General features: G+C 55.9%; 14 protein-coding genes and 1 pseudogene. 5 read left to right on the top strand and 10 right to left on the bottom strand.

The genetic code is table 11. The features are described from left to right. Positions 1-40 precede the first annotated feature (40 nt). The 3 genes and pseudogenes from ugpA to DDA898_RS23530 all read right to left on the bottom strand — a co-directional run. Complete coding sequence (gene ugpA, locus DDA898_RS01125) at positions 41-928, bottom strand: sn-glycerol-3-phosphate ABC transporter permease UgpA (protein WP_013315857.1); 888 nt, start codon at positions 926-928, stop codon at positions 41-43. A gap of 99 nt (positions 929-1,027) precedes the next feature. After that, positions 1,028-2,347: a sn-glycerol-3-phosphate ABC transporter substrate-binding protein UgpB gene (ugpB, locus tag DDA898_RS01120; RefSeq protein WP_038909932.1), complete on the bottom strand. Its 1,320-nt coding sequence runs from the start codon at positions 2,345-2,347 to the stop codon at positions 1,028-1,030. Positions 2,348-2,699: 352 nt separating this feature from the next. Further along, positions 2,700-2,837: pseudogene (locus DDA898_RS23530) on the bottom strand (serine hydrolase domain-containing protein); the annotation flags it as partial. A gap of 553 nt (positions 2,838-3,390) precedes the next feature. Here DDA898_RS23530 and DDA898_RS01115 point away from each other — a divergent pair. The 4 genes from DDA898_RS01115 (at position 3,391) to DDA898_RS01100 (ending at position 11,837) form a co-directional block, all read left to right on the top strand. Continuing rightward, entirely contained in the window at positions 3,391-5,073 is a 1,683-nt protein-coding gene (locus DDA898_RS01115) for a methyl-accepting chemotaxis protein (RefSeq protein ID WP_038899991.1), read from the top strand. A gap of 466 nt (positions 5,074-5,539) precedes the next feature. Further along, positions 5,540-7,201 carry a methyl-accepting chemotaxis protein gene (locus tag DDA898_RS01110; RefSeq protein ID WP_038909931.1) on the top strand — a complete coding sequence of 554 codons (1,662 nt, stop codon included), beginning with the start codon at positions 5,540-5,542 and terminating at the stop codon, positions 7,199-7,201. Positions 7,202-8,024: 823 nt separating this feature from the next. Then, positions 8,025-9,653, top strand: a complete 1,629-nt coding sequence (locus tag DDA898_RS01105; protein WP_038909929.1) for a methyl-accepting chemotaxis protein — start codon at positions 8,025-8,027, stop codon at positions 9,651-9,653. A gap of 564 nt (positions 9,654-10,217) precedes the next feature. Next, positions 10,218-11,837 (top strand): methyl-accepting chemotaxis protein, encoded by a 1,620-nt coding sequence (locus DDA898_RS01100; protein WP_038909928.1) that lies wholly within the window; start codon positions 10,218-10,220, stop codon positions 11,835-11,837. Between the two features lie 98 nt (positions 11,838-11,935). Here the strand turns inward: DDA898_RS01100 and DDA898_RS01095 are convergent, their stop codons facing one another. Further along, positions 11,936-12,853: a hypothetical protein gene (locus tag DDA898_RS01095; RefSeq protein WP_038909927.1), complete on the bottom strand. Its 918-nt coding sequence runs from the start codon at positions 12,851-12,853 to the stop codon at positions 11,936-11,938. Positions 12,854-13,612: 759 nt separating this feature from the next. Here DDA898_RS01095 and DDA898_RS01090 point away from each other — a divergent pair. Next, on the top strand, positions 13,613-15,250 hold the full coding sequence (locus DDA898_RS01090; RefSeq protein ID WP_038909925.1) for a methyl-accepting chemotaxis protein: 1,638 nt from the start codon (positions 13,613-13,615) through the stop codon (positions 15,248-15,250). A 130-nt stretch (positions 15,251-15,380) separates the two neighbouring features. Here DDA898_RS01090 and DDA898_RS01085 read toward each other — a convergent pair whose 3' ends face one another. From DDA898_RS01085 to DDA898_RS01060, 6 genes are all read right to left on the bottom strand, one after another. Continuing rightward, the gene (locus tag DDA898_RS01085; protein ID WP_038909924.1) at positions 15,381-16,565 is read right to left on the bottom strand and encodes an aminotransferase-like domain-containing protein; all 1,185 of its coding nucleotides are present in this window, start codon (positions 16,563-16,565) and stop codon (positions 15,381-15,383) included. Positions 16,566-16,635: 70 nt separating this feature from the next. Further along, positions 16,636-17,337: a high-affinity branched-chain amino acid ABC transporter ATP-binding protein LivF gene (livF, locus tag DDA898_RS01080; RefSeq protein ID WP_013315848.1), complete on the bottom strand. Its 702-nt coding sequence runs from the start codon at positions 17,335-17,337 to the stop codon at positions 16,636-16,638. Positions 17,338-17,343: 6 nt separating this feature from the next. Further along, a complete protein-coding gene (gene livG, locus DDA898_RS01075; protein WP_013315847.1) occupies positions 17,344-18,114 on the bottom strand; it encodes a high-affinity branched-chain amino acid ABC transporter ATP-binding protein LivG in 771 nt (256 codons plus the stop codon). Further along, entirely contained in the window at positions 18,111-19,385 is a 1,275-nt protein-coding gene (locus DDA898_RS01070) for a high-affinity branched-chain amino acid ABC transporter permease LivM (RefSeq protein ID WP_013315846.1), read from the bottom strand. The genes livG and DDA898_RS01070 overlap by 4 nt, the downstream gene beginning before the upstream one ends. Further along, the gene (livH, locus tag DDA898_RS01065) at positions 19,382-20,308 is read right to left on the bottom strand and encodes a high-affinity branched-chain amino acid ABC transporter permease LivH (protein ID WP_013315845.1); all 927 of its coding nucleotides are present in this window, start codon (positions 20,306-20,308) and stop codon (positions 19,382-19,384) included. Before livH ends, DDA898_RS01070 begins: the two co-directional genes overlap by 4 nt. A gap of 78 nt (positions 20,309-20,386) precedes the next feature. Continuing rightward, a complete protein-coding gene (locus DDA898_RS01060; RefSeq protein WP_038899982.1) occupies positions 20,387-21,499 on the bottom strand; it encodes a branched-chain amino acid ABC transporter substrate-binding protein in 1,113 nt (370 codons plus the stop codon). Positions 21,500-21,716 lie beyond the last annotated feature (217 nt).

Below are 21,716 nucleotides of genomic sequence, written 5' to 3'. Positions count from 1 at the left end.
CGGTTCCCTGTCATTGTGAACTTGCTCATTGTGAACTTGCTCATTGATAGTTCACCTTACGCTCGACAAAGCGGAACTGAATTACCGTCAACACGGTCACCACCAGCATCAGCACCACCGACTGCGCCGCCGAACTGGAGAGATCCAAACCGGCGAAACCTTCGCGGTAAATCTTGTAGATAAGCGTAGTGGTGGCCTGCACCGGCCCACCGCCGGTGGCGGCGTCGATCACCGGGAAGGTGTCGAAGAAGGCGTAGGTCAGGTTGACCACCAGCAGGAAAAAACTCACCGGCGAAATCAGCGGCAACACCAGATTGAAGAACCGGCGCACCGGCCCGGCGCCGTCAATCGCCGCCGCTTCGATCAACGAGCGGGGAATAGACTGCAACGCGGCCAGAAAAAACAGGAAGTTGTAGCTGATCTGCTTCCATACCGACGCCAGCACCACCAAAAACATCGCCTGACCGCTGTGCTGGGCGTGGTTCCAGTCGTAACCCCACTGGTGCAGCAACCAGGTGATCAACCCCAGGCCGGGGTTAAACAGAAACATCCACAGCACCGCCGCCACGGCGGGCGCCACCGCGTAAGGCAGAATCAGCAGCGTCTGGTACAGGCGGCTGAAACGCAGGGTGTAATCCACCAGCGCGGCCAGAAACAGCGACACGATCAGCCCCGACGCCGCCACCAAAAAACTGAACAACAGCGTGGTGTAAAACGAGCCGAGGTAATAGCTGTCGTGAAACAGGTTGGTGAAGTTGTCCAACCCGACAAACTGACTGGAAAGACCGAACGGGTCTACGCTCTGCACCGAGTACCAAAGCGCCTGCCCGGCGGGCCAGAGGAAGAAGATCACCGTGATGGTCAGTTGCGGCAGCACCAGCAGATAAGGCAGCAGGCTGCGGCCAAAAACAGGACGGGAAGCAGTCATGCAAAATGCTCTCAGAAAACAGGATTCTCAGAAAACAGTCCTCTGAGAAAACAGAGTTCTCAGAAAGGGGTGGCCGAATCCCTTCGGCCCGGAATACGGTTACTTGTTCGCTTGTTCGAAGCGGCGCAGCAGCGCGTTGCCGCGTTCCACAGCGGCATCCAGCGCCTGCTGCGGGGTTTTCTTGCCGGTCCAGACGCTTTCCAGCTCTTCGTCCACGATGGTGCGAATCTGCGGCATGTTGCCCAGACGCAGCCCCTTGGTGAACGGCAGCGGTTCTTTGTTCAGCATCTGACGGGTGGCGATGTCGGCGCCGGGGTTCTTGTCATAGAAACCCTGCTGTTTCGTCAGCTCGTAAGCGGCGGTGGTGATCGGCAGATAACCGGTCTTCTGGTGCCACTCGGCGGCGATTTCCGGCGTAGACAGGAACTGCATAAACTCAGCCACGCCTTTGTAGGTGGCGGCGTCTTTGCCGTTCATCACCCACAGGCTGGCGCCGCCGATAATGGCGTTCTGCGGCGCGCCTTTCACGTCGGCGTCATACGGCATCATGGCTACACCGTAGTTGAACTTGGCGTACTGACGAATATTCGCCAGCGAACCGGATGACGCGGTGGTCATGGCGCAGTCGCCGTTATAGAACTTCTCGGTCGGCTCGTCTTTGCGGCCGTAGTAGGTGAAGTCCCCTTTCTTGTTCATGTCTTCCAGCATCTGAATATGCTTGACCTGAACCGGTTTGTTGAACTCCAGCACCGCATCAAGACCGTCGAAACCGTTGTTTTTGGTGGCGATCGGCAGGCCGTGCCAGGCGCTGAAGTTTTCAATCTGAATCCAGCCCTGCCAGCCGCTGGCGTAACCGCACTTCATGCCGGACGCGCGCAGTTTGGCGGTGTATTCGGCCATCTGCTGCCAGGTTTTCGGTGGCTGCTCCGGGTCCAGACCCGCTTTTTTGAAGGCGTCTTTGTTGTAGTACAGCACCGGCGTAGAGCTGTTGAACGGCTGAGACAGCAGGTGGCCGGTCTTGGCATCAGAGTAGTAACCGGAAACGGTCGGCACGAAAATTTTCTCATCGTACGGCACGCCGGCGTCTTTAAAGACCTGATACACCGGTTTGATCGCCTTGCTGGCCATCATGGTGGCGGTGCCCACTTCATACACCTGCAGGATAGCCGGCGCATTACCGCTGCGGAACGCCGCAATCCCGGCCGCCAGACTCTGCTCGTAGTTGCCTTTGTACACCGGCACGATTTTGACGTCGCTGTGTGTCTGGTTGAAACGGTCAGCCAGAGAATTGACAGTCTTACCCAGTTCCCCTTCCATCGAATGCCAGAACGGGATTTCGGTAACGGCCTGCGCCTGTGCGCTGGCGGCTAAGGCCATAATGACAACGGCGGCGGTTTTACGGATAGCGTGCTGAAACATGCTGTCTCCTGAGATCATGTGGGTGCTGATCATTGCGGATGCTGATCATTGTGGGCGCGATGAGCGAAAAAGCGCGTTTTATGTTCGGCAGGTAACATGACACGCCCGGATGACAGAAAAATAACTGCATCATGACAACCAGATGACAAGTGCATACGATTGCAGCGAACAGAAAAACCCGCCGCAAGTCGATACGATATGTGATTATTTTTTATAAAATAATCATGACGTTATAAAAAAAGAAAAGCCGTATTGCGCCAGGATGATAGCCGGAATAAATAGACGGGAACGCCCACAAAAATACGGACTGCACATCAGCGCCGTACCCGATGCATGTTGTTCCCACCGTCGGTCAGTCTCTCTTCGCTAAATCCGTGAGTAGCGCAATCCCCAAATAGTTACTCCAGTTAAAGGCGTTTTGCAGTACGGCAATCGCATTGCCATTTTGCTTATCAAAGCCGATAAAGCTGGCATACCCGCCGATATATCCCGGCGCCGTGCATCCCGCAGGAACCCTTTGCCATAGCAAACCGCAGCGTAATCGGTACTATTCGCGCCGTCCGCTCGCTTCGGCGGATTAGTTTGTCTCTGTGCGCTTGTCGGCGTTTCTGCGCATTCCGGCGTGATGATGGATTATCCGGCTATCACCATCCCCCTTACGGCAAAAATGCGATCGTAATTGCAGAAATACCACCGAAAATTATTCTTTTGATGCTTTATCTGAAAAGTTTATATATTGCATTCGACAAACCAATTTCTATTCCTTACTCTTATTAGCCACTACGCTCCACTGTAAATTTCAATTACTTTCTTATCTTAATTATTGGAGTTAACTATTCTTGTTATCGGTTTATATAAGACTATTACCTCTCTATCTATTTACAAAATAATCGTAATAAACAGGAGATCTATCGGCTGACCAGCAAAATTTATTCACATGAAATAGAACTAACCCAAATTATACACACATAGAGCTATTTTCATTTTACCTCCTGGATGAGGTCCCGAATGAACGCATGGAATACACGACGTTAAGGACATCTATGAACGCGCTGAAAAAAACCAAACTGGGCACCATGCTGAGTGCCGGATTCGCCCTGGTCATCGTGATCGGCCTGCTGGTAGCAACATTCGGCCGAACCCAACTGGCAGGACTGGGGGACGACATCGACCACCTCTCCACCACCACGCTCACCAATATGATGTTGATTCAGGAAGCCAAAACCGGCTTCGATACCAATTCCCGTCTGGTGCGTAATATTGCGCTCAGTAACGACCCTGAACGCATCGCGCGTGAAAAGCAGTTGATCGACCGGCAAATCGCCCGCAACACCGAGGTGCTCAAACAGCTGTCGGAGCGGCTTGATACGCCGGAAACCCGCGACCAGCTGAACCAGCTGACGCTGGCGCGCCCCGCTTACCTGAAGGCATTCAATAATGCGGTTCAATTGGGTATTTCCGGCCAGTCAGAGCAGCGCGAGCAAGCTCGCGAACTGATTCTCAACGACATGCAAACCGCTCAGAACGGCGTGTTCAAAGCGCTGGACAACATGCTCGACTTCCAGAAAAAAATCACCATGAACGTGGTGGCGGATTCAATGCAGAACGCCCGTTCAGACGGCACATTAATGCTGGCGCTGGCGCTGGTCGCCGCGGTGCTCGGCGCGCTGACCGCCTGGCTGATCACCCGCACCGTCAAAGGCCAACTGGGCGGCGAGCCGGTTTACGCGGCGGCGGTTGCCCAGCGAATTTCCGACGGCAATCTGGCGTTTAACGTCGAACTGCGCGCGGGCGACGATCACAGCGTGCTGGCGGCCATGAACGACATGCGGGAAAAACTGGGGCAGATCGTCACTCAGGTACGCCAGAGCAGCGAATCCATCGCCACCGGCGCCAGCGAAATCGCCGCCGGCAGCACCGACCTGAGCCAGCGCACCGAAGAACAGGCCGCCAGCCTGCAACAGACCGCCGCCTCCATGGAGCAGATGAGTCAGACCATCCGCCAGAACGGCGATACCGTGCGCACCGCCACCAAACTGGCGCAGTCGGCCAGCTCGACCGCCGCCAAAGGGGGTGAAGCCGTCAACAATATCGTCCGCACTATGGAAGATATCTCCGTCAGTTCGCACAAAATCGGCGACATTATCAGCGTCATCGACGGTATTGCCTTCCAGACCAACATTCTGGCGCTCAACGCCGCGGTAGAAGCCGCCCGCGCCGGCGAACAGGGCCGCGGCTTTGCCGTGGTGGCGGGCGAGGTGAGAAATCTGGCGCAGCGCTCCGCTTCCGCCGCCAAGGAAATCAAGGAGTTGATCACGGCCAGCGTCGAAAAAGTGGAAACCGGCTCAACGCTGGTGAGCGAAGCCGGGTCCACCATTGACGAACTGGTGAAACAGGCGCGTCACGTAGCGGATTTGATTGGCGAGATCGGCGTGACTACCCACGAGCAGGAATCCGGCATTTCGCAGATTAACGATGCGGTTAACCAGCTCGATCAGGTCACCCAGCAGAACGCCTCTCTGGTGGAAGAGTCGGCTAGCGCCGCCGACAGCCTGAGCGACCAGGCAGCACGGCTGGTGGAACTGATGAGCATATTCAATATTCAGAATACCTTTAACCACCAAACCACCCTGCTGCAAACACCGGGAACCGGCCAGAAAAAACCGATGCCATCCAAACTGGCGCTGGCGAATAACGCCAGCAACAGCAACTGGGAACAATTCTGAGTTTATCTTTCCTCTGACCGCCACGGCTACGTGGCGGTATCTTCTGAATTCAGCCCCTGATAACCGAAACCTTATCAACGGCGGACCCCATTGGGATAAGCAACTATTTTAAAACACTGTCTATTACCCGACATTCATCGCCTTTCAACAGTCACACTCGTCTTTGTTGAAAAACGCTTTTCCCCAATTTTAAATATCGTCAACCGATATAAAGTCACGCGCATAACTATTATTAATAGCATAACTATTATTAAACGAGCATCACGAAGATGATAATAAAAAAATAAAACATTGATAATAAAAAACAAAAAATAAAACCAATTAATTCTTCACCTCTTAAGATATAACAAAGATTCATCAACTAAATTAATCCCCGAAATCACAAATAACCTGTCAGCATTTTTATTAGCTCTGTTTTATACGCACCGGTTTGTCGTGATTAAAAATAACACTTAGGGGATAAACCATGAGCATTATTAAGAACATGAAACTTACTACCATGCTCGGCACCGGTTTCGCCATCGTGCTGATTATTAGTTTCTTTGTCTCTACCTATGGGCAATTTCAATTGCGGCAGCAAAGCGACAATGTCAACGCATTAGCCGGCGATCAACTGGAAGGGCTACTACTGGTGCAGGAACTGAAAGATAACCTGAACAGCGTCGCGATTTCGATACGCAACCTGACGCTGTTTATCGCACCGGATCAGGTAGCGCAGGAAAAACAGCTGATTACGAAAACAATTACACGAAATAACGAAATTCTAAAGCGCATCGCCGAACTGGCGAGCACTCCCCGTGAAAAAGCGCTGTTTGATGTGATAGATCAGGCTCGTCCAGCCAGCCTCGCCGCCACGCAAAAAGCCTTGTCATTCATCCAGGATAACAAGCCGGATGAAACCAAAGCCGTCATCATGAATGAAGTGAAACCGGCTCAGGACACTTACTTCAAAGCCATCAACGACATGGTGAGCTACCAAAAAAGCGACACCCGGCGTTCGGCTGACGAGGCGGGCCAGTCCGCGAGCTTCGCCGGCATGCTGATGCTGACATTCGCCGGTATCTCGACGGTACTCGGCATCGCCATTGCCTGGTTGATTGCCCGCAGAATCAAAAAACTGCTGGGCGGTGAGCCTGCGTATGCCTCTGATATTGCCAGTCAGATTGCCAGCGGCAATCTGGCCATCAACGTCGAACTGCAATCGGGCGATACCACCAGCCTGTTGGCCGCCATGAATGATATGCGCGCCAGACTAAGCGGGATTGTGCAGCAGGTGCACGATAGCAGCGCGTCCATTTCCACCGGCTCCAGCGAAATTGCCATCGGCAGCAACGATCTGAGCCGCCGCACTGAGGAGCAGGCTTCCAGCGTACAGCAGACCGCCGCCTCTATGGAGCAGATTAGCCAGACTATCCGCCAGAATGGCGACACCGTACGCGAAGCCGCTCAACTCGCCAGCGCGGCCAGCCAGACCGCCACCAAAGGCAACGAAGTCGTACGCAACGTGATCACCACGATGAGCGACATCAGCACCAGTTCCCGTAAGATTGGCGACATCATTACCGTGATTGACAGCATCGCCTTCCAGACCAATATCCTCGCGCTCAACGCCGCGGTGGAAGCGGCCCGCGCCGGCGAACAAGGCCGCGGCTTCGCGGTGGTGGCCGGCGAGGTGAGAAATCTGGCGCAGCGATCCGCCTCCGCCGCTCGGGAAATTAAAGAGCTCATCACCACCAGTATGGAAAAAGTGGAAAGCGGCTCCCAGTTAGTGGCGCACGCCGGTGAAACCATGGTTGATATCGTCACCCAGGCGCAGCATGTCGCCAATCTGATTAGCGAAATCGGCGTCACCACACAGGAACAGGAATCCGGTATTTCGCAAATCAATCAGGCCATCACTCAGATGGACAGCGCAACCCAGCAAAACGCCGCGTTGGTTGAAGAATCCGCCAGCGCCGCCGACAGCCTGAGCGATCAGGCGGCAAAACTGGTGGAACTGATGAGCGTATTTACTATTCACGGCACGTTTAGCAAGACGTCGCCCCGGCAACAGTCACACACCTCGCCAGCACTAAAAAAACCGGCGCTGGCGAATAAAGGCAGTACCCACAACTGGGAACAGTTCTAAATTTCCCGTTCTCCTGACCGCCACGGTAACCGTGGCGGTTTCTTTTCGAATCCAGTCCTCCCTGACAAACCGCTTCCTGCGCCACCGATGAACCACAGAAAACAAGTGCCAAAGCGCCAGCACCCGGCTAAAACCAGCGACAGCACTGGCAACGGATAATGGCTACGGCTACAGTCCAAATAACCATACAAAGCATATTGCTTTAATAATGGCGAATAAATGTCATCAGTAAATATCAAAAGGAGCCATTTTTATATCACGATAATTTTCATACCATCACAAAATGCAGGTCTTTGATTGAGTATTTATTTTTTGTAACTTCCATTAAAAAATTGCTTCTAATTACGTTAGTAGAAAAGTCATTGAGTAATAAGAAAAACTTTTATCACGATTTGTCGACAAACACGTAAAAACCCTCCATACTGCAATTTGCTTAGGAAGAGCATTCATTTCGGGTATTAAAAACACCCGAGGATAATTTTTATACACTTCTCATCTTGATTAGTTTATATGCTTCTCATCTTGATTAGAATTATTAATCAATTAGTAAATTAACGGTCTAATACACACCTGCAGGCCAACCTTTCCCTGACGAAAAAATTTCGCCAGCGGTCTTGTTATTGCCTGAAACACGCTACGGAAGCCAATATCTATACCCAAAATAATTCGAATTGCAGAAAGGAGGCAGAGTTCAACGCGGCTTGCCACAGCCCTGAATGGGATGAAGCTGAAAAGGCCGATAACGAAACCAACGCACCTGCAACGCGAAGTATGACGGGTATATCAGGGATAAAAATAAATCTTATATAAAAAAGGTGACGTTATGCGTTTTTTTAAAGAAATGAAGCTAGGCTCCATGTTAGGCACCGGGTTCGCAATGGTAATCGTTATCGGTTTTCTGGTAGCGATTTATGGTCAGTTACAGTTACGGCAGCTCAGTACAAATATTCAGACGTTATCAAAAGAGCGGATCACCAATCTGCTGTTGATACAGGAATACAAAGATAATCTGAATATTGCCGCCCGGGTAATCAGAAATATTGCGTTGCTTTCCGATCACCAACAAATGATCGTTGAAAAACAGCGTCTCGATAACATGGCGCCCAGAAATGACGACATTATCGCCATCCTCCATAAAGTGGCAGTCACCCCTGAACAGCAGGCCCTGATAGCTCAGTTGGACCAAAACCGTCCTGTTTATGAGGATGCGGTAGGAAGAGCGATCGAGAAAGGGCTGGAGAATAAAGACGACGATGCAAGAAACTTGATCCTCACCGACGTGCGCCGCGCTCAGGAGAACATGTTCAAGGTTATCGACAGCCTGCTGGCCTACCAGAAGAGCGCCACTTCCACCACGGCTGACGACTCGGAATCACGAGCCAGCAACGCCGGTATACTGATGCTGTCGCTGGCGGCGCTGATTGCCGTCACCGGCAGTCTGATTGCCTGGCTGATTACCCGTCGCATCAAGGGGCAACTGGGCGGCGAGCCGACTTATGCCTCGCATATCGCCCAGCAGGTGGCACAGGGCGACCTGTCCGTCGATGTCATGCTGAAAACCCGCGACCACCACAGCCTGCTGGCAGCCATGCGTACCATGCGCGACAGCCTCAGCCATATCGTCAGTCAGGTGCGCCAGAGCAGCGAATCCATCGCCACCGGCTCGCAGCAGATTGCGATGGGCAACGCCGACCTCAGCCAACGCACCGAAGAGCAGGCCGCCAGCCTGCAACAAACCGCCGCCTCAATGGAGCAAATCAGCCAGACCATCCGCCAGAACGGCGAAACGGTGCGTGAAGCCGCCCAGCTCGCCACCACCGCCAGCGATACCGCCGCCAAAGGCAGCGAAGTCGTAAGCAATGTCATCCGCACTATGGGCGACATTACCGCCAGCTCGCGCAAAATCGGCGACATTATCAGCGTCATCGACAGCATTGCTTTCCAGACCAACATTCTGGCGCTGAATGCGGCGGTGGAAGCCGCTCGCGCCGGCGAGCAGGGCCGCGGCTTCGCGGTGGTGGCCGGCGAGGTGCGTTCGCTGGCGCAGCGCTCCGCCTCCGCCGCCCAGGAAATCAAAGAACTGATCACCGAGAGCATGGAAAAGGTGGAAAGCGGTTCGCAACTGGTCGGTCACGCGGGCACCACTATGGACGATATCGTGACGCAGGCGCGCCACGTCGCCGATCTGATCAAGGAAATCGGCGTCACGACGACCGAGCAGGAATCCGGCATCAGCCAGATTAATCTGGCGGTTAACCAGCTCGATCAGGTCACCCAGCAGAACGCCGCACTGGTGGAGCAGTCCGCCAGCGCCGCCGACAGCCTGAGCGATCAAGCCCGCCATCTGGTGCAGTTGATGAATGTATTTGTGGTCGCGGGAAATAACCGGCAAGACGAGCACGCCGCGTATCCTCCCCGGGCCGATTTACGTCTGGCGCTGACATCAGGCTAATCCACCGTTCTGATTAATACCGTGGGGAAGCGGAAAACGCATTCCATTTCCCCATAAAGACGCCGTATACCCTAAATAATTCGAGTTGCAGTAAGGCGGCAAGGGAGTGAATCCCGATGAGCTTACTCGGGTAAGTGATTCGGGTGAACGAACGCAGCCAACACACCTGCAACTTGAAGTATGACGGGTATATACCCTGAATTATTCGCGTTGCGCTGACCCCATTTTCCGCCGGTGCATACGCGTTCATCGGCCATAATGTTTAATGGCGTTAAATGCTTTAGCGGATGATATTTTTTATCAGTTAATAATAGCCTGCTTTTATATTCCGCCCAGCCTTCTGCATGTTGTCACGGTAAACAAATGCATACATTTTGTTAAAAAGTTAATTAACTAAAAAATCATTTCGCTACCCACCGCTAACAGGTTGAGATCAATTCGCCATAGATTGTTTCGGCAGAGTCTTTCCGCCGGCACCCATCATTGACCAATACACACAGTTCGCTTCACACCAGGGATGCGAATCTATTGATGACAGCAATACCCAATAGAATAAGGCACATAATGCAGATACTAAAAAATATGAAGCTCGGCGCGATGCTCGGATCCGGTTTTATACTGGTCATCCTGATCGGTTTTATCGTCGCGATTTTCGGGCGCAGCCAGCTAATTCATGTGGGCAATAATCTGGATTACCTGTCCAATATTCGCCTGAATAACCTGATCGCCATGCAGGAAATTAAAGACAATCTGAATGCGGCCGCCCGCATTATTCGGGAAAGCGCCATACAGACCGACGCCGCTCACCTCGCTCAGGAAAAGCACGATCTCGAACAGCTCATCGACCGTAACAACGACTTACTCAGGCAGTTGGATGAAAAACTGAAGCTGAAAAAATCACGCGAATTACTGGCGCAAATTAATCAGGCGCGCCCGCCTTATTCCAACGCGGTGCGAAAAGTGATTGAACTGAGCCTGTCCGGCCAGCAGGAGCAAGCCCGCGCGCTGATTCTGGGCGACCTGCTGACCACGCAGACCACGCTGTTCAACGCCATGGACACCATGATCACCGAACACAAAAACGACACCATCGCCATGTCTCAGCGTTTCATGGCGGATGCCAGCTATTCCGGCACCCTGCTGTTGATCGTAACCGCTATCAGCGCCCTACTGGGCGCGCTGGTGGCCTGGCTGATCACCCGCCGGGTGAAAGGACAACTGGGCGGCGAGCCGACCTATGCCTCGCATATCGCCCAGCAGGTGGCGCAGGGCGACCTGTCCATTGATGTCATGCTGAAAACCAGCGACCACCACAGCCTGCTGGCCGCCATGCGCACCATGCGCGACAGCCTTAGCCATATCGTCAGTCAGGTACGCCAGAGCAGCGAATCCATCGCCACCGGCTCGCAGCAGATCGCCATCGGCAACGCCGATCTCAGCCAGCGCACCGAAGAGCAGGCTGCCAGCCTGCAACAAACCGCCGCCTCAATGGAACAAATCAGCCAGACCATTCGCCAGAACGGCGATACGGTGCGCGAAGCCGCCCAGCTTGCCACCACCGCCAGCCAGACGGCCGCCAAAGGCAGCGAAGTGGTGAGCGACGTCATCCGCACCATGGAGGAGATCACCAGCAGTTCACGTAAAATCGGCGATATTATCAGCGTTATCGACGGCATTGCTTTCCAGACCAACATTCTGGCGCTGAATGCGGCGGTGGAAGCCGCTCGCGCCGGCGAGCAGGGCCGCGGCTTCGCGGTGGTGGCCGGCGAGGTGCGTTCGCTGGCGCAGCGCTCCGCTTCCGCCGCCCGGGAAATCAAAGAACTGATCACCGAGAGCATGGAAAAGGTGGAAAGCGGTTCGCAACGCGTCGGCCATGCGGGCGTCACGATGGAAGAGATTGTTTCTCAGGCCCATCATGTCGCTGAATTGATTAAGGAAATCGGAGTGACCACCACCGAGCAGGAGTCCGGCATCGGCCAGATCCATCAGGCGGTCAGCCAGCTCGATCAGGTCACCCAGCAGAACGCCGCGCTGGTGGAGCAGTCCGCCAGTGCCGCCGACAGCCTGAACGCTCAGGCCGGTCATCTGGTGCAACTGATGAATGTGTTCGTACTCGACGGTCACGCCGCTCAGCCTCAGTGTTCACACGGCGGCGACTGGCGTCTGGCGTTGGCGTCACGCTAACCTACGGCGCAAGCGGTACACCGAGCAAGTCATCGGGGAGGAGGAAAGAATGCCGACTCCCCGAATCATTGCACGCCGCCGCGCTGCACGCCTGACTGTCAGACCTGCACATCAATCGAGACATTACCCGCTGGGCCGACAGACAGATCGACGCTGATGTCCGCCCCGCTTCCCGTCATGTTCATCGACTGAACCGTCTTCTCAATATCGGCAATAGATTGATTGATAGCCTGAATCTGCTTCTGGGCTTCTTTGTCGTCATTTTTGCTGGCATTTTTCACCATCGCGAGCAGCGATTTCAGCTCGCGAACGGCGTCCTGTACCAACTTCGCATCCATCCGGCGCTGCTGCGACCCGGCTCCCCGCTCGGTAATTGCAGCCACCACGTTCTGCAATTGCTCCGCCTCCTGCGCGGATGCCTCCTCACCGCTTTTTGCCACCGGCGACGCGCCGACAGCCTGGTCTTCGCCCCCCAGACCATCGGATTCGGCAGACGCGTTCTCACCTGCGGCAGACACGGACATCGCCCCGGACAACGCAGAAGCGGAAGCATCGCCGACGCCATTGGCAACGGCGCCGGACGAGCCTTCCCCGCCCGCGGTTCCGGCATTAGCCACGCCGTTTCCCCCGCCGTCATTCAAGGTTTTCGCCGCCTGGCCCAGCTCTGCGGCCAGTTGGCGAATCTCGCGCAGTACGCCGGGAGGAACCGACTGACCGGGCGACATCATCATCATCATCTTCAGCATCTGGATGCGCCGTTTGATTTCTTCGATGCGCCCACGAGCCAGATCCTGTTTAGACTCGTTAATTTTGCTCATATTGGTCCGCATTGCGCTATCAATCCGCTTACGGACCTCGTCGCTGAATTGCACCAGCACGGAGGTGACCGACGGTTGTTCCTGAGAAGCATCGGCTTGCGCGCCGGCACGAGCCGTACTACCGGCGTCGTTATCGGTCCTGGCATTCTGCGCTGACGTACCCGCGGCAGAACGGTTGAAAGAGATGGGAGAAGTCATCGGAAATCCTATGCAGTGCCGGTAATGGTCCATCAGCAAAGACGAAGAGCCTGGGAGGTGTAATCACGCGCCATCAGGCAGAGTCTTTCTGACATATATTGAAACATAACGGCACCGCGCCCGCCGCCTTTAGGCCTGTGGTCTGTTAAAACATAAATATATGTGAACCGTCAGGCGATGCCATACACGTGGTTGGGCGTGCTCGCCGGGCCGAGTCAGGTCACCCGAGCGCCTCCCGGCCTTGTCGACAAAAAATACACCGGGAGGTGATTAGACAAACGGCAAAACGCCGCTCATAGTCAAATGAGTAGTTCAAATAATCATCGCTTGTCGCTGCCGTTCGGATAGAACGGCGCGGTTCGACAAGCCTGAATCCAGGCTGCACCCGCATGATGCGTAACGTATGCCTAAGCCAGCATCCATTCTTTTTGCTCTCGCCCGCTTGAGCGAGGGTCCAGCACCAGACCAAAGAGTAGCGTGGCGGTGTCCTTTAACGGGCGTGCATGGTACATGCGTCTGCGCCTCGTCATTGAACGCAAACATTCAGCGCTCGCGGAGCCAGTTTAAGACCGCAGGCAGATGTTGTCGTTGAGTGCCGGGGCGACCAACCTGCAACAAAAACATCGGAAAAAAGGGTCACAACCCAATAAATAACGGGCATGTCAGGCCTTAACCGTGATAGCGACGGCGGCGTGATCCCCCTTTCGTTCTGGCATCGCCGTCGTGCACGCGGGCGTCTACACACAGGCAAGAAAGATTATGAACTTATTCAAAAAGATGAAATTGGGCACGCTGCTCAGTATTAGTTTCGCCGCCGTCATTATCATTGGCTTTCTGGTCGCCAGTTTCGGTCGTTTTCAATTGCACCAGTTAAGCGGAAATATCGAAACGCTCGCGCAAAACCGATTAGTGAAACTGGTACTTATCCATAACTACAAAGACAATATTAATATCGTCGCCAACGCCATTCGAAATATGGTCATGATGACCGATCAGGCGCAAATGGCAGCGGAAAGTAAACGCATCAGGGAAACCATTGATAAAAGCACAGAGATCATCAATACATTCAGCAGTATGACCGTTTCCCCAGATGCGAAAGTATTATTGAAAAATCTGGAAAGCGTACGGCCTGAAAATATTCAGGCATTGAAAAAGGCTGAAGCGCTGGCATTGGAAAACCAGGATGAAGAGGCAAAAGCGGTTATTCTGAATGAATTCCAGCCGGCGCAAAATAAAGTCTTCGACGCCATTGATGATATTATCAATTATCAGAAAAACGCCACCGCCGACCTGGCGCACAGCTCGGAACAGCGGGCGGATAGCGCCGGGCAAACCATGCTGACGCTGGCGCTCATCGCTATGGCAATAGGCTGTCTGGTGGCCTGGTTTATCACCCGACAGGTGAGAAGCAAGCTGGGCGGCGAACCAGCGGATGCCGCCAGCATCGCCCAGCAAATCGCACAGGGCAACCTGATCACGACCATCCCAATACGGGATAAAGACAACAGCAGCGTGCTGGCCGCCATCGACCAGATGCGCGGCGGGCTGATCAACATCGTCGAGCAGGTCAGTCAGAGCAGCCATGCGATCGCCTCGGGCGCCAATGAAATCGCCGCCGGCACGAATGACCTCAGCCAGCGCACCGAAGAGCAGGCCGCCAGTCTGCAACAAACCGCGGCGTCCATGGAGCAAATCAGCAACGCGGTCAGCCATAACGTCGAAACCATCAGGATGGCGGCTGAGCTGGCCAACGCCACCAGCCAGACGGCATCAAAAGGCAATCAGGTCGTGGGGGACGTGGTCGCTACCATGGCGGACATCACCCAAAGCTCACATCAAATCGTCGAAATTATCAGCCTGATCGACAATATTGCCTTCCAGACCAACATCCTGGCGCTGAACGCCGGGGTCGAGGCGGCTCGGGCGGGCGAAGAAGGCAAAGGCTTTGCGGTCGTCGCTCACGAGGTGCGTTCGCTGGCGCAGCACTCCGCCTCCGCCGCCCGCGAAATAAAATCGCTGATCATCGAAAGCGTGAAGAAGATCGAAACCGGGGCAGATCGGGTCAATCTGGCGGGCAGCACCATCAGCGAACTGCTGGAGCAATCCCGTCAGGTGGCGCAACTGATCAACGAGATAGGCATCACCACCAACGAACAGCAGCAAGGCATAGCGCAGATTAACACCGCCATCGCTCAACTGGATCAGGTTACCCACCAAAATGCGGCGCTGGTTGAAGAATCCGCCTGTGCTACCGACAACCTGAATCATCAGGCGGCGCATCTGGTGGAGGTCATCAGCGTGTTCGTGGTGGACGACGTGATTTCCCGCAAGCGGCTGGACACCGCGGACGAGCACTCGTTAGTACCGGTCGCCGGCCAGCAGTTGGCTACGCATTAGGGCAGATGTCCATGGCCGACATCAATGGGATGAGCGCCTTAAGCAGGGAGAGAACGTTAGCAGAATGGAGGCAATCCGTACCTTGTCTCGCTTGAACAACCGCTGCCGAAACGGCAGCGGTCATCGCTGGTTACAGCGCGCGACGCAGGCGGGCAACCGCCTCGTGCATCTGCTCTTCGGTCGCGGTGGCGAACGACAGGCGCAGCGTTGACTGGTCCGGATTATCGGCAAAGAAGAACTCGCCGGGCACGAACACCACGCCCTGCGCCAGCGTTTTTTGCAGCCAGGCGGTGGTATCGAACGGCTGACGGAAACGCGCCCACAGGAACATGCCGCCTTTCGGCTGATTGAAGCTGATCACATCGCCCAGCTCACTGACCATCAGTTCGGACAGCAGTTCGCCTTTCTGGCGATAAGCCTGACGGATCTTGTCAATCTGCGCCGGCAAGCGCCCGGTACCCAGATAGTATTCGACGATAGTCTGCGACAGCGAGCTGGCGTGCAGATCGGCGGCCTGTTTGATGATCGCCACTTTATGCAGCAGCCAGTCGGGCAGAATCGCCCAGCCCAGACGCAGCCCCGGTGCCAGGATTTTGGAGAACGACGAGGTATACACCACGCGATCGGCGTGCCCGGCCTCTTTCGCCAGTTGATAAAGGGTGGCGTGGCGTTCTTCGGTGAAACGCAGTTCGCCGTACGGGTCATCTTCCACGATCAGGAAATCGTGGCGGGCGGCCAGCGCCACCAGTTGACGGCGACGCGCGTCGCTCAGGGTCACGCCGCTGGGGTTGCCGAAGTTCGGCACCAGATAGACGCCTTTGATGCGCGTGGTTTCCAGCAGCGCGGCCAGTTCGTCCACCACCATGCCGTTTTCGTCGGACGACACCGACATTACCTGCGCTTCCGCCAGTTCCAGCGTCTGTAACGCCGCCAGATAGGTCGGGCGCTCTACCACAAAGATATCCTGCGGGTTGGTGATAGCGCGCATCACCAGATCCAGCGCCTGCTGGGAACCGGCGGTGACCACGATGTCCTGCGCCTGCGTGTGAACGCCACGCAGCGCGCACAGCTCGGCGATACGCTCACGCAGCAGCGGGCTGCCTTCGGTCAGGCCATACTGGAACGCCGATTTCGGCTGTTCGGTAATCGCCAGTTGGGTCGCTTCATTCAGTCCCTGGAAATCAAACAACGCATCAGAAGGAATGCCGCCCGCCAACGAAATCACCCCGTCCATTTTGCTGTGTTTGAGCAATTCACGAATCGCGGAGCTTTTCAGGCGCGCCATACGCTGCGCCAGTAACCCATCCGTTGACATGTCGAATCTCACTTATTTTTTTGAAAGGATGATAGAAAAACGGGCCGGTGAAATCCGGCCCGGGAAGATTTTAACCGCCAAGGTAGGCAGAACGCACGGCTTCGTTAGCTAACAAAGCATCGCCGGTGTCTTCCAGCACCACGCGACCGTTTTCCAGCACGTAGCCGCGATCCGCCAGACGCAGCGCCTGATTGGCGTTCTGCTCCACCAGAAAGATGGTCATGCCTTCTTCGCGCAGCTGCTGGATGGTGTCGAAAATCTGCAAAATGATGATCGGCGCCAGCCCCAGCGACGGTTCGTCCAGCAACAGCAAACGCGGCTGGCTCATCAGCGCACGGCCGATAGCCAGCATTTGCTGCTCACCGCCGGACATGGTGCCCGCACGCTGGATGCGGCGCTCATACAACCGCGGGAACAGGTCGTACACGCGCGCAATGCGCTGCTGATATTGCTCGCGGCTGGCGAAAAATCCGCCCATCGCCAGATTCTCTTCCACCGTCATGCGGGAAAATACCCGGCGGCCTTCCGGCACGATGGCGATGGCTTCGCGCATGATGCGCGCCGTCTGCCAGTCGGTAATGTCCTTGCCGTCGAAAACGATCGACCCTTCCGAGGCGCGCGGCTCGCCGCACAGTGTCCCCAACAGGGTGGTTTTGCCCGCACCGTTGGCGCCAATCAGCGTCACGATTTCGCCCTGATTGATATGCAGGCTGACCTGATGCAGCGCCTGGATTTTGCCGTAGTGCGCAGAAACCTGATTCAATGACAACATAACGTTTTATCCTTCCCCCAGATACGCACGGACCACATCCGGGTTATTACGAATTTCAGCCGGGGTGCCGTTCGCCAGCGGCGTGCCCTGATTCACCACGTAAATCCGGTCCGAAATGCCCATCACCAGCTTCATGTCATGCTCGATCAACAGCACGGAAACCTGGTGGTTGCCGCGCAGGTCGATAATCAGCTCGTTAAGCTCTTCCGTCTCTTTCGGGTTCAGCCCGGCGGCCGGTTCATCCAGCATCAGCAGTTCCGGGCGGGTCACCATGCAGCGGGCGATCTCCAACCGACGCTGCTGGCCGTAGGCCAGATTCCCCGCCTGACGGTTTGCCAGCTCAAGTAAGCCCACCCGCTCCAGCCAGACGGCGGCGCGCTGCTGGGCATCGGCTTCGGCGCGGCGAAACGCCGGCGTCTTCAGCAGACCGGCGAACACGCCGCTCTTGAGGTGCTGATGTTGCGCCACCAGCAGGTTTTCAATCACCGTCATCTCACGGAACAAGCGCACGTGCTGGAAGGTGCGCACCACGCCCATGCGGGCAATCTGCTGGCCCGGCAAACCTTCAAGATGCTGATCGCGCAGCAAAATGGTGCCGCCGGTGGGGCGGTAGAAACCGGTCAGGCAGTTAAACACGGTGGTTTTACCGGCGCCGTTGGGGCCGATCAGCGACACGATCTCGCCCTGATGCAAATCCAGCTCGACGTTGTTGACCGCCAGCAGGCCGCCGAAGCGCATCATCAGGCCCCGGACCGACAATAATGGCTGCGTGCTCATGCCTGCTCTTCCTTCTTCTCAACCTGCAACTTGATCTGCGTACGCTTCATCGGTAGCAGCCCCTGCGGGCGCCAAATCATCATCAGCACCATCAGAGCGCCCAGCAGCAACATGCTGTATTCGTTCAGGTCACGCATCAACTCGCGCGATACCACCAGCAGAATGGCGGCCAGAATCACCGCAAACTGCGAGCCCATTCCGCCCAGCACCACGATGGCCAGCACGAAGGCCGATTCGACGAAGGTGAAGGATTCCGGGCTGACGAACCCCTGACGGGCGGCGAACAGCGTACCGGCGAAACCGGCGAACGCCGCGCTGATGGTAAACGCGGTCAGCTTGATTTTAGTCGGGCTCAGGCCCAGCGAACGGCAGGCGATTTCGTCTTCGCGCAGCGCTTCCCAGGCGCGGCCCAGCGGCATGCGCAGCAAACGATTGATGACGAACAGCGTCAGCAACACCAGCAACAGCGCCACCATGTACAGGAAGATGATGCGGTCGCTGGGGTCGTAGGTCAGGCCAAAGAAGTGATGGAAGGTATCCCAACCGCCTTCGCGCGGCGAGCGGCTGAACTCCAGGCCGAAAAAGGTCGGCTTCGGAATCTGACTGATGCCGTTCGGGCCGCCGGTAAAACCGGTGTTGTTGAGCAGCAGGATACGCACGATCTCGCCGAACCCGAGGGTGACGATCGCCAGATAGTCGCCGCGCAGCCGCAGCACCGGGAATCCCAGCAGGAAACCGGACAGCGCCGCCGTCAGGCCCGCCAGCGGCAAACACTGCCAAAAGCCGAGGCCGTAGTAGTGACTCAGCAGCGCATAGGTGTAAGCGCCGATGGCGTAGAAACCGCCGTATCCCAGCACCAGCAGACCGGACAACCCCACCACCACGTTCAGGCCAAGACCCAGAATGATGTAAATCATGGTCAGCGTGGCGATATCCACCGTACCGCGCGACACCACGAACGGCCAGGCAACGGCGGCGATGATCAGCGCCAGCGCCAGCAGTTTCTGCCGCGGCGTACTGCCGTCAAAACTCGGCAGCACCAAGCCGGGGCCGGACACTTTCTTCGCCCCCTGCGCCAGCACGGGACGCAGCAGTTGAAACAGGAACACCAGCACACAGGCGGCGATAATCCACATCCAGCGCACTTTTTCCGCGCCGTGCACCACCAGTTGAGTCCCATCCAGACTCAGTTGCATGCCCATCACGAACGTGGCCAGCACCAGCAGCACCAGCGCCGATACAACGGCATTAACCAGCGTGTGCAGTTTCATACTTTCTCCACCTCTGGACGGCCCAGAATCCCGGTCGGCATCACCAGCAGCACCCCAATCAGCAGCGCGAAGGACACCACATCCTTATATTCGGTGCTGAGGTAGGCGGAAGTCAGCGCTTCGGCGATCCCCAACACCAGACCGCCAATCATCGCCCCCGGAATACTGCCGATACCGCCCAGCACCGCGGCGGTAAACGCTTTCATCCCGGCCATGAAGCCGATATAGGGGTTAATCACGCCATAGAACTGGCCCAGCAGTACCCCGGCCACCGCCGCCATCACGGCGCCGATGACGAAAGTCAGTGAAATCACGCGGTCGGTACTGATGCCCAGCAGGCTGGCCATTTTCAGGTCTTCCGCGCAGGCGCGGCAGGCGCGCCCCATGCGGGAGTAGCGGATAAACAGCGTCAGCGCCAGCATCGCCAGGAAAGTGACAATCCAGATGGTGAGCTGCATGGAAGAGAGCGTGGCGGCGAAGCCGTTGCTTTCGCCCAGTACCCACTGGCCGTGGATCAAGCTCGGCAGCGCCACGTCGCGCGACCCTTGCGTCAGGCTGACGTAGTTCTGCAGGAAAATCGACATACCGATGGCGGAAATCAGCGCGATCAGTCGTTTGGAATTGCGCACCGGCTTGTAGGCCACGCGCTCAATGCTCCAGCCGTAGGCGCTGGAGATCACCACCGCCGCGATGAACGCGACGCCAATCAGCAACCAGCCGGCGTCAATGCCCATCATCATCAGGGCGGCAATCACGATAAAGGAAACATAGCTACCGATCATATAAACCTCGCCGTGGGCGAAGTTTATCATGCCGATAATGCCGTAAACCATGGTGTAGCCAATGGCGATCAGCGCATAGGTGCTGCCCAACGTTACGCCGTTGAACATCTGCTGAAGGAAATAGAGGAACTGCTCGGACATACCTTAACCTTAGACATTGCCCCCGCAGCCTGACGGCTGAGGGGGCATCGGTATTGGGAGTATTACGGATTCGGTCAATCACTTCACGGGAGAGGAAGTACCGTCTGCGTGCCACTCGAATACGCCAAATTCAAACCCTTTCAGGTCGCCTTTTTCATCCCAGCTCAGCGGGCCCATCACCGTGTCCACGGACTTGGCTTTCAGGTCGGCCGCCAGCTTGGCCGGCTCGGTGCTGCCGGTGCGTTGCATCGCGGTGGTCAGCGACTGCAGCGCGGCGTACGTGGTCCACACGAACGGGCCGGTCGGATCCAGTTTCTTGGCTTTCAGCGCGTCCACAATCGGCTGGTTGGTCGGTACCTGGTCATAACGCTTCGGCAGCGTTACCAGCATGCCTTCAGACGCCGCGCCCGCGATGTTGGACAGCGACGAGTTGCCCACACCTTCCGGTCCCATGAACTTGGTGGTCAGGCCGGCCGCGCGCGCCTGACGCAGAATCTGCCCCATTTCCGGGTAGTAACCGCCAAAGTAGACGAAATCGACGTTCTCTTTCTTCAGGCGCGCCACCAGCGTGGAGAAGTCTTTATCCCCGGCGGTCACCCCTTCGAACAGCACCACGTTAGCCTTGGATTTTTTCAGGCTGTCCTGTACGGCGCGGGCCAGGCCTTCGCCATACTGCTGTTTGTCGTGCACCACGGCGATGCGCTGCGGTTTCACATGTTCCAGAATGTATTTCGCGGCGGTCGGGCCCTGATCGGAATCCAGACCGGTGGTGCGCATCACCAGCTTGTAGCCACGGGTAGTGAGGTCAGGCGCGGTGGCCGCCGGCGTAATCATGATCACGCCTTCATCCTCGTAAATGTCGGATGCCGGCTGCGTGGACGACGAGCACAGATGGCCGATCACGTAGTGAATACCGTCGTTGATCACCTTGTTGGCGACGGCAACCGCCTGTTTCGGGTCGCAGGCGTCATCGTATTCGACACCCACCAGTTTGTTGCCGTTCACTCCCCCTTTGGCATTGATGTCGGCAATCGCCTGACGGGCGCCGGTAAACTCCATATCGCCGTACTGCGCCACCGGGCCGGACATGGCTCCGACGATCGCGACCTTGATATCCGCAGCGTTAACCGTATGGCTCATCGCCGCTGCCAGGCATCCCACCAGCAACGCTTTACCTTTGCTTAATTTCATCCGTTTTACCCCATCTGTCATTTTTGGATATTGCTATAATTATTGTCATCAACCGTCGTTACTTACACTTTTTCATAAGTAATAACGAGTTAGGCTCTATTATAAGCAATAGTTTGTAATAAGACTTTATTATTCATGACATTAAACAGGAGTTTTATGCTGTAAATCAACTGGGATTCTCAGTAAAACACGGCGCAAACAGCATAAAACACCGCTC

Source organism: Dickeya dadantii NCPPB 898, assembly GCF_000406145.1.
Lineage (GTDB): Bacteria > Pseudomonadota > Gammaproteobacteria > Enterobacterales > Enterobacteriaceae > Dickeya > Dickeya dadantii.
The sequence above is the reverse complement of the archived record's forward strand: the minus strand, read 5'-3'. Positions and strand labels throughout refer to the sequence as shown.

Bases quoted from the DNA above. Each gene is read 5' to 3' on its own strand.
- ugpA (WP_013315857.1), bottom strand. From the start codon at position 928: ATGACTGCTTCCCGTCCTGTTTTTGGCCGCAGCCTGCTGCCTTATCTG.
- ugpB (WP_038909932.1), bottom strand. From the start codon at position 2,347: ATGTTTCAGCACGCTATCCGTAAAACCGCCGCCGTTGTCATTATGGCC.
- DDA898_RS01115 (WP_038899991.1), top strand. From the start codon at position 3,391: ATGAACGCGCTGAAAAAAACCAAACTGGGCACCATGCTGAGTGCCGGA.
- DDA898_RS01110 (WP_038909931.1), top strand. From the start codon at position 5,540: ATGAGCATTATTAAGAACATGAAACTTACTACCATGCTCGGCACCGGT.
- DDA898_RS01105 (WP_038909929.1), top strand. From the start codon at position 8,025: ATGCGTTTTTTTAAAGAAATGAAGCTAGGCTCCATGTTAGGCACCGGG.
- DDA898_RS01100 (WP_038909928.1), top strand. From the start codon at position 10,218: ATGCAGATACTAAAAAATATGAAGCTCGGCGCGATGCTCGGATCCGGT.
- DDA898_RS01095 (WP_038909927.1), bottom strand. From the start codon at position 12,853: ATGACTTCTCCCATCTCTTTCAACCGTTCTGCCGCGGGTACGTCAGCG.
- DDA898_RS01090 (WP_038909925.1), top strand. From the start codon at position 13,613: ATGAACTTATTCAAAAAGATGAAATTGGGCACGCTGCTCAGTATTAGT.
- DDA898_RS01085 (WP_038909924.1), bottom strand. From the start codon at position 16,565: ATGTCAACGGATGGGTTACTGGCGCAGCGTATGGCGCGCCTGAAAAGC.
- livF (WP_013315848.1), bottom strand. From the start codon at position 17,337: ATGTTGTCATTGAATCAGGTTTCTGCGCACTACGGCAAAATCCAGGCG.
- livG (WP_013315847.1), bottom strand. From the start codon at position 18,114: ATGAGCACGCAGCCATTATTGTCGGTCCGGGGCCTGATGATGCGCTTC.
- DDA898_RS01070 (WP_013315846.1), bottom strand. From the start codon at position 19,385: ATGAAACTGCACACGCTGGTTAATGCCGTTGTATCGGCGCTGGTGCTG.
- livH (WP_013315845.1), bottom strand. From the start codon at position 20,308: ATGTCCGAGCAGTTCCTCTATTTCCTTCAGCAGATGTTCAACGGCGTA.
- DDA898_RS01060 (WP_038899982.1), bottom strand. From the start codon at position 21,499: ATGAAATTAAGCAAAGGTAAAGCGTTGCTGGTGGGATGCCTGGCAGCG.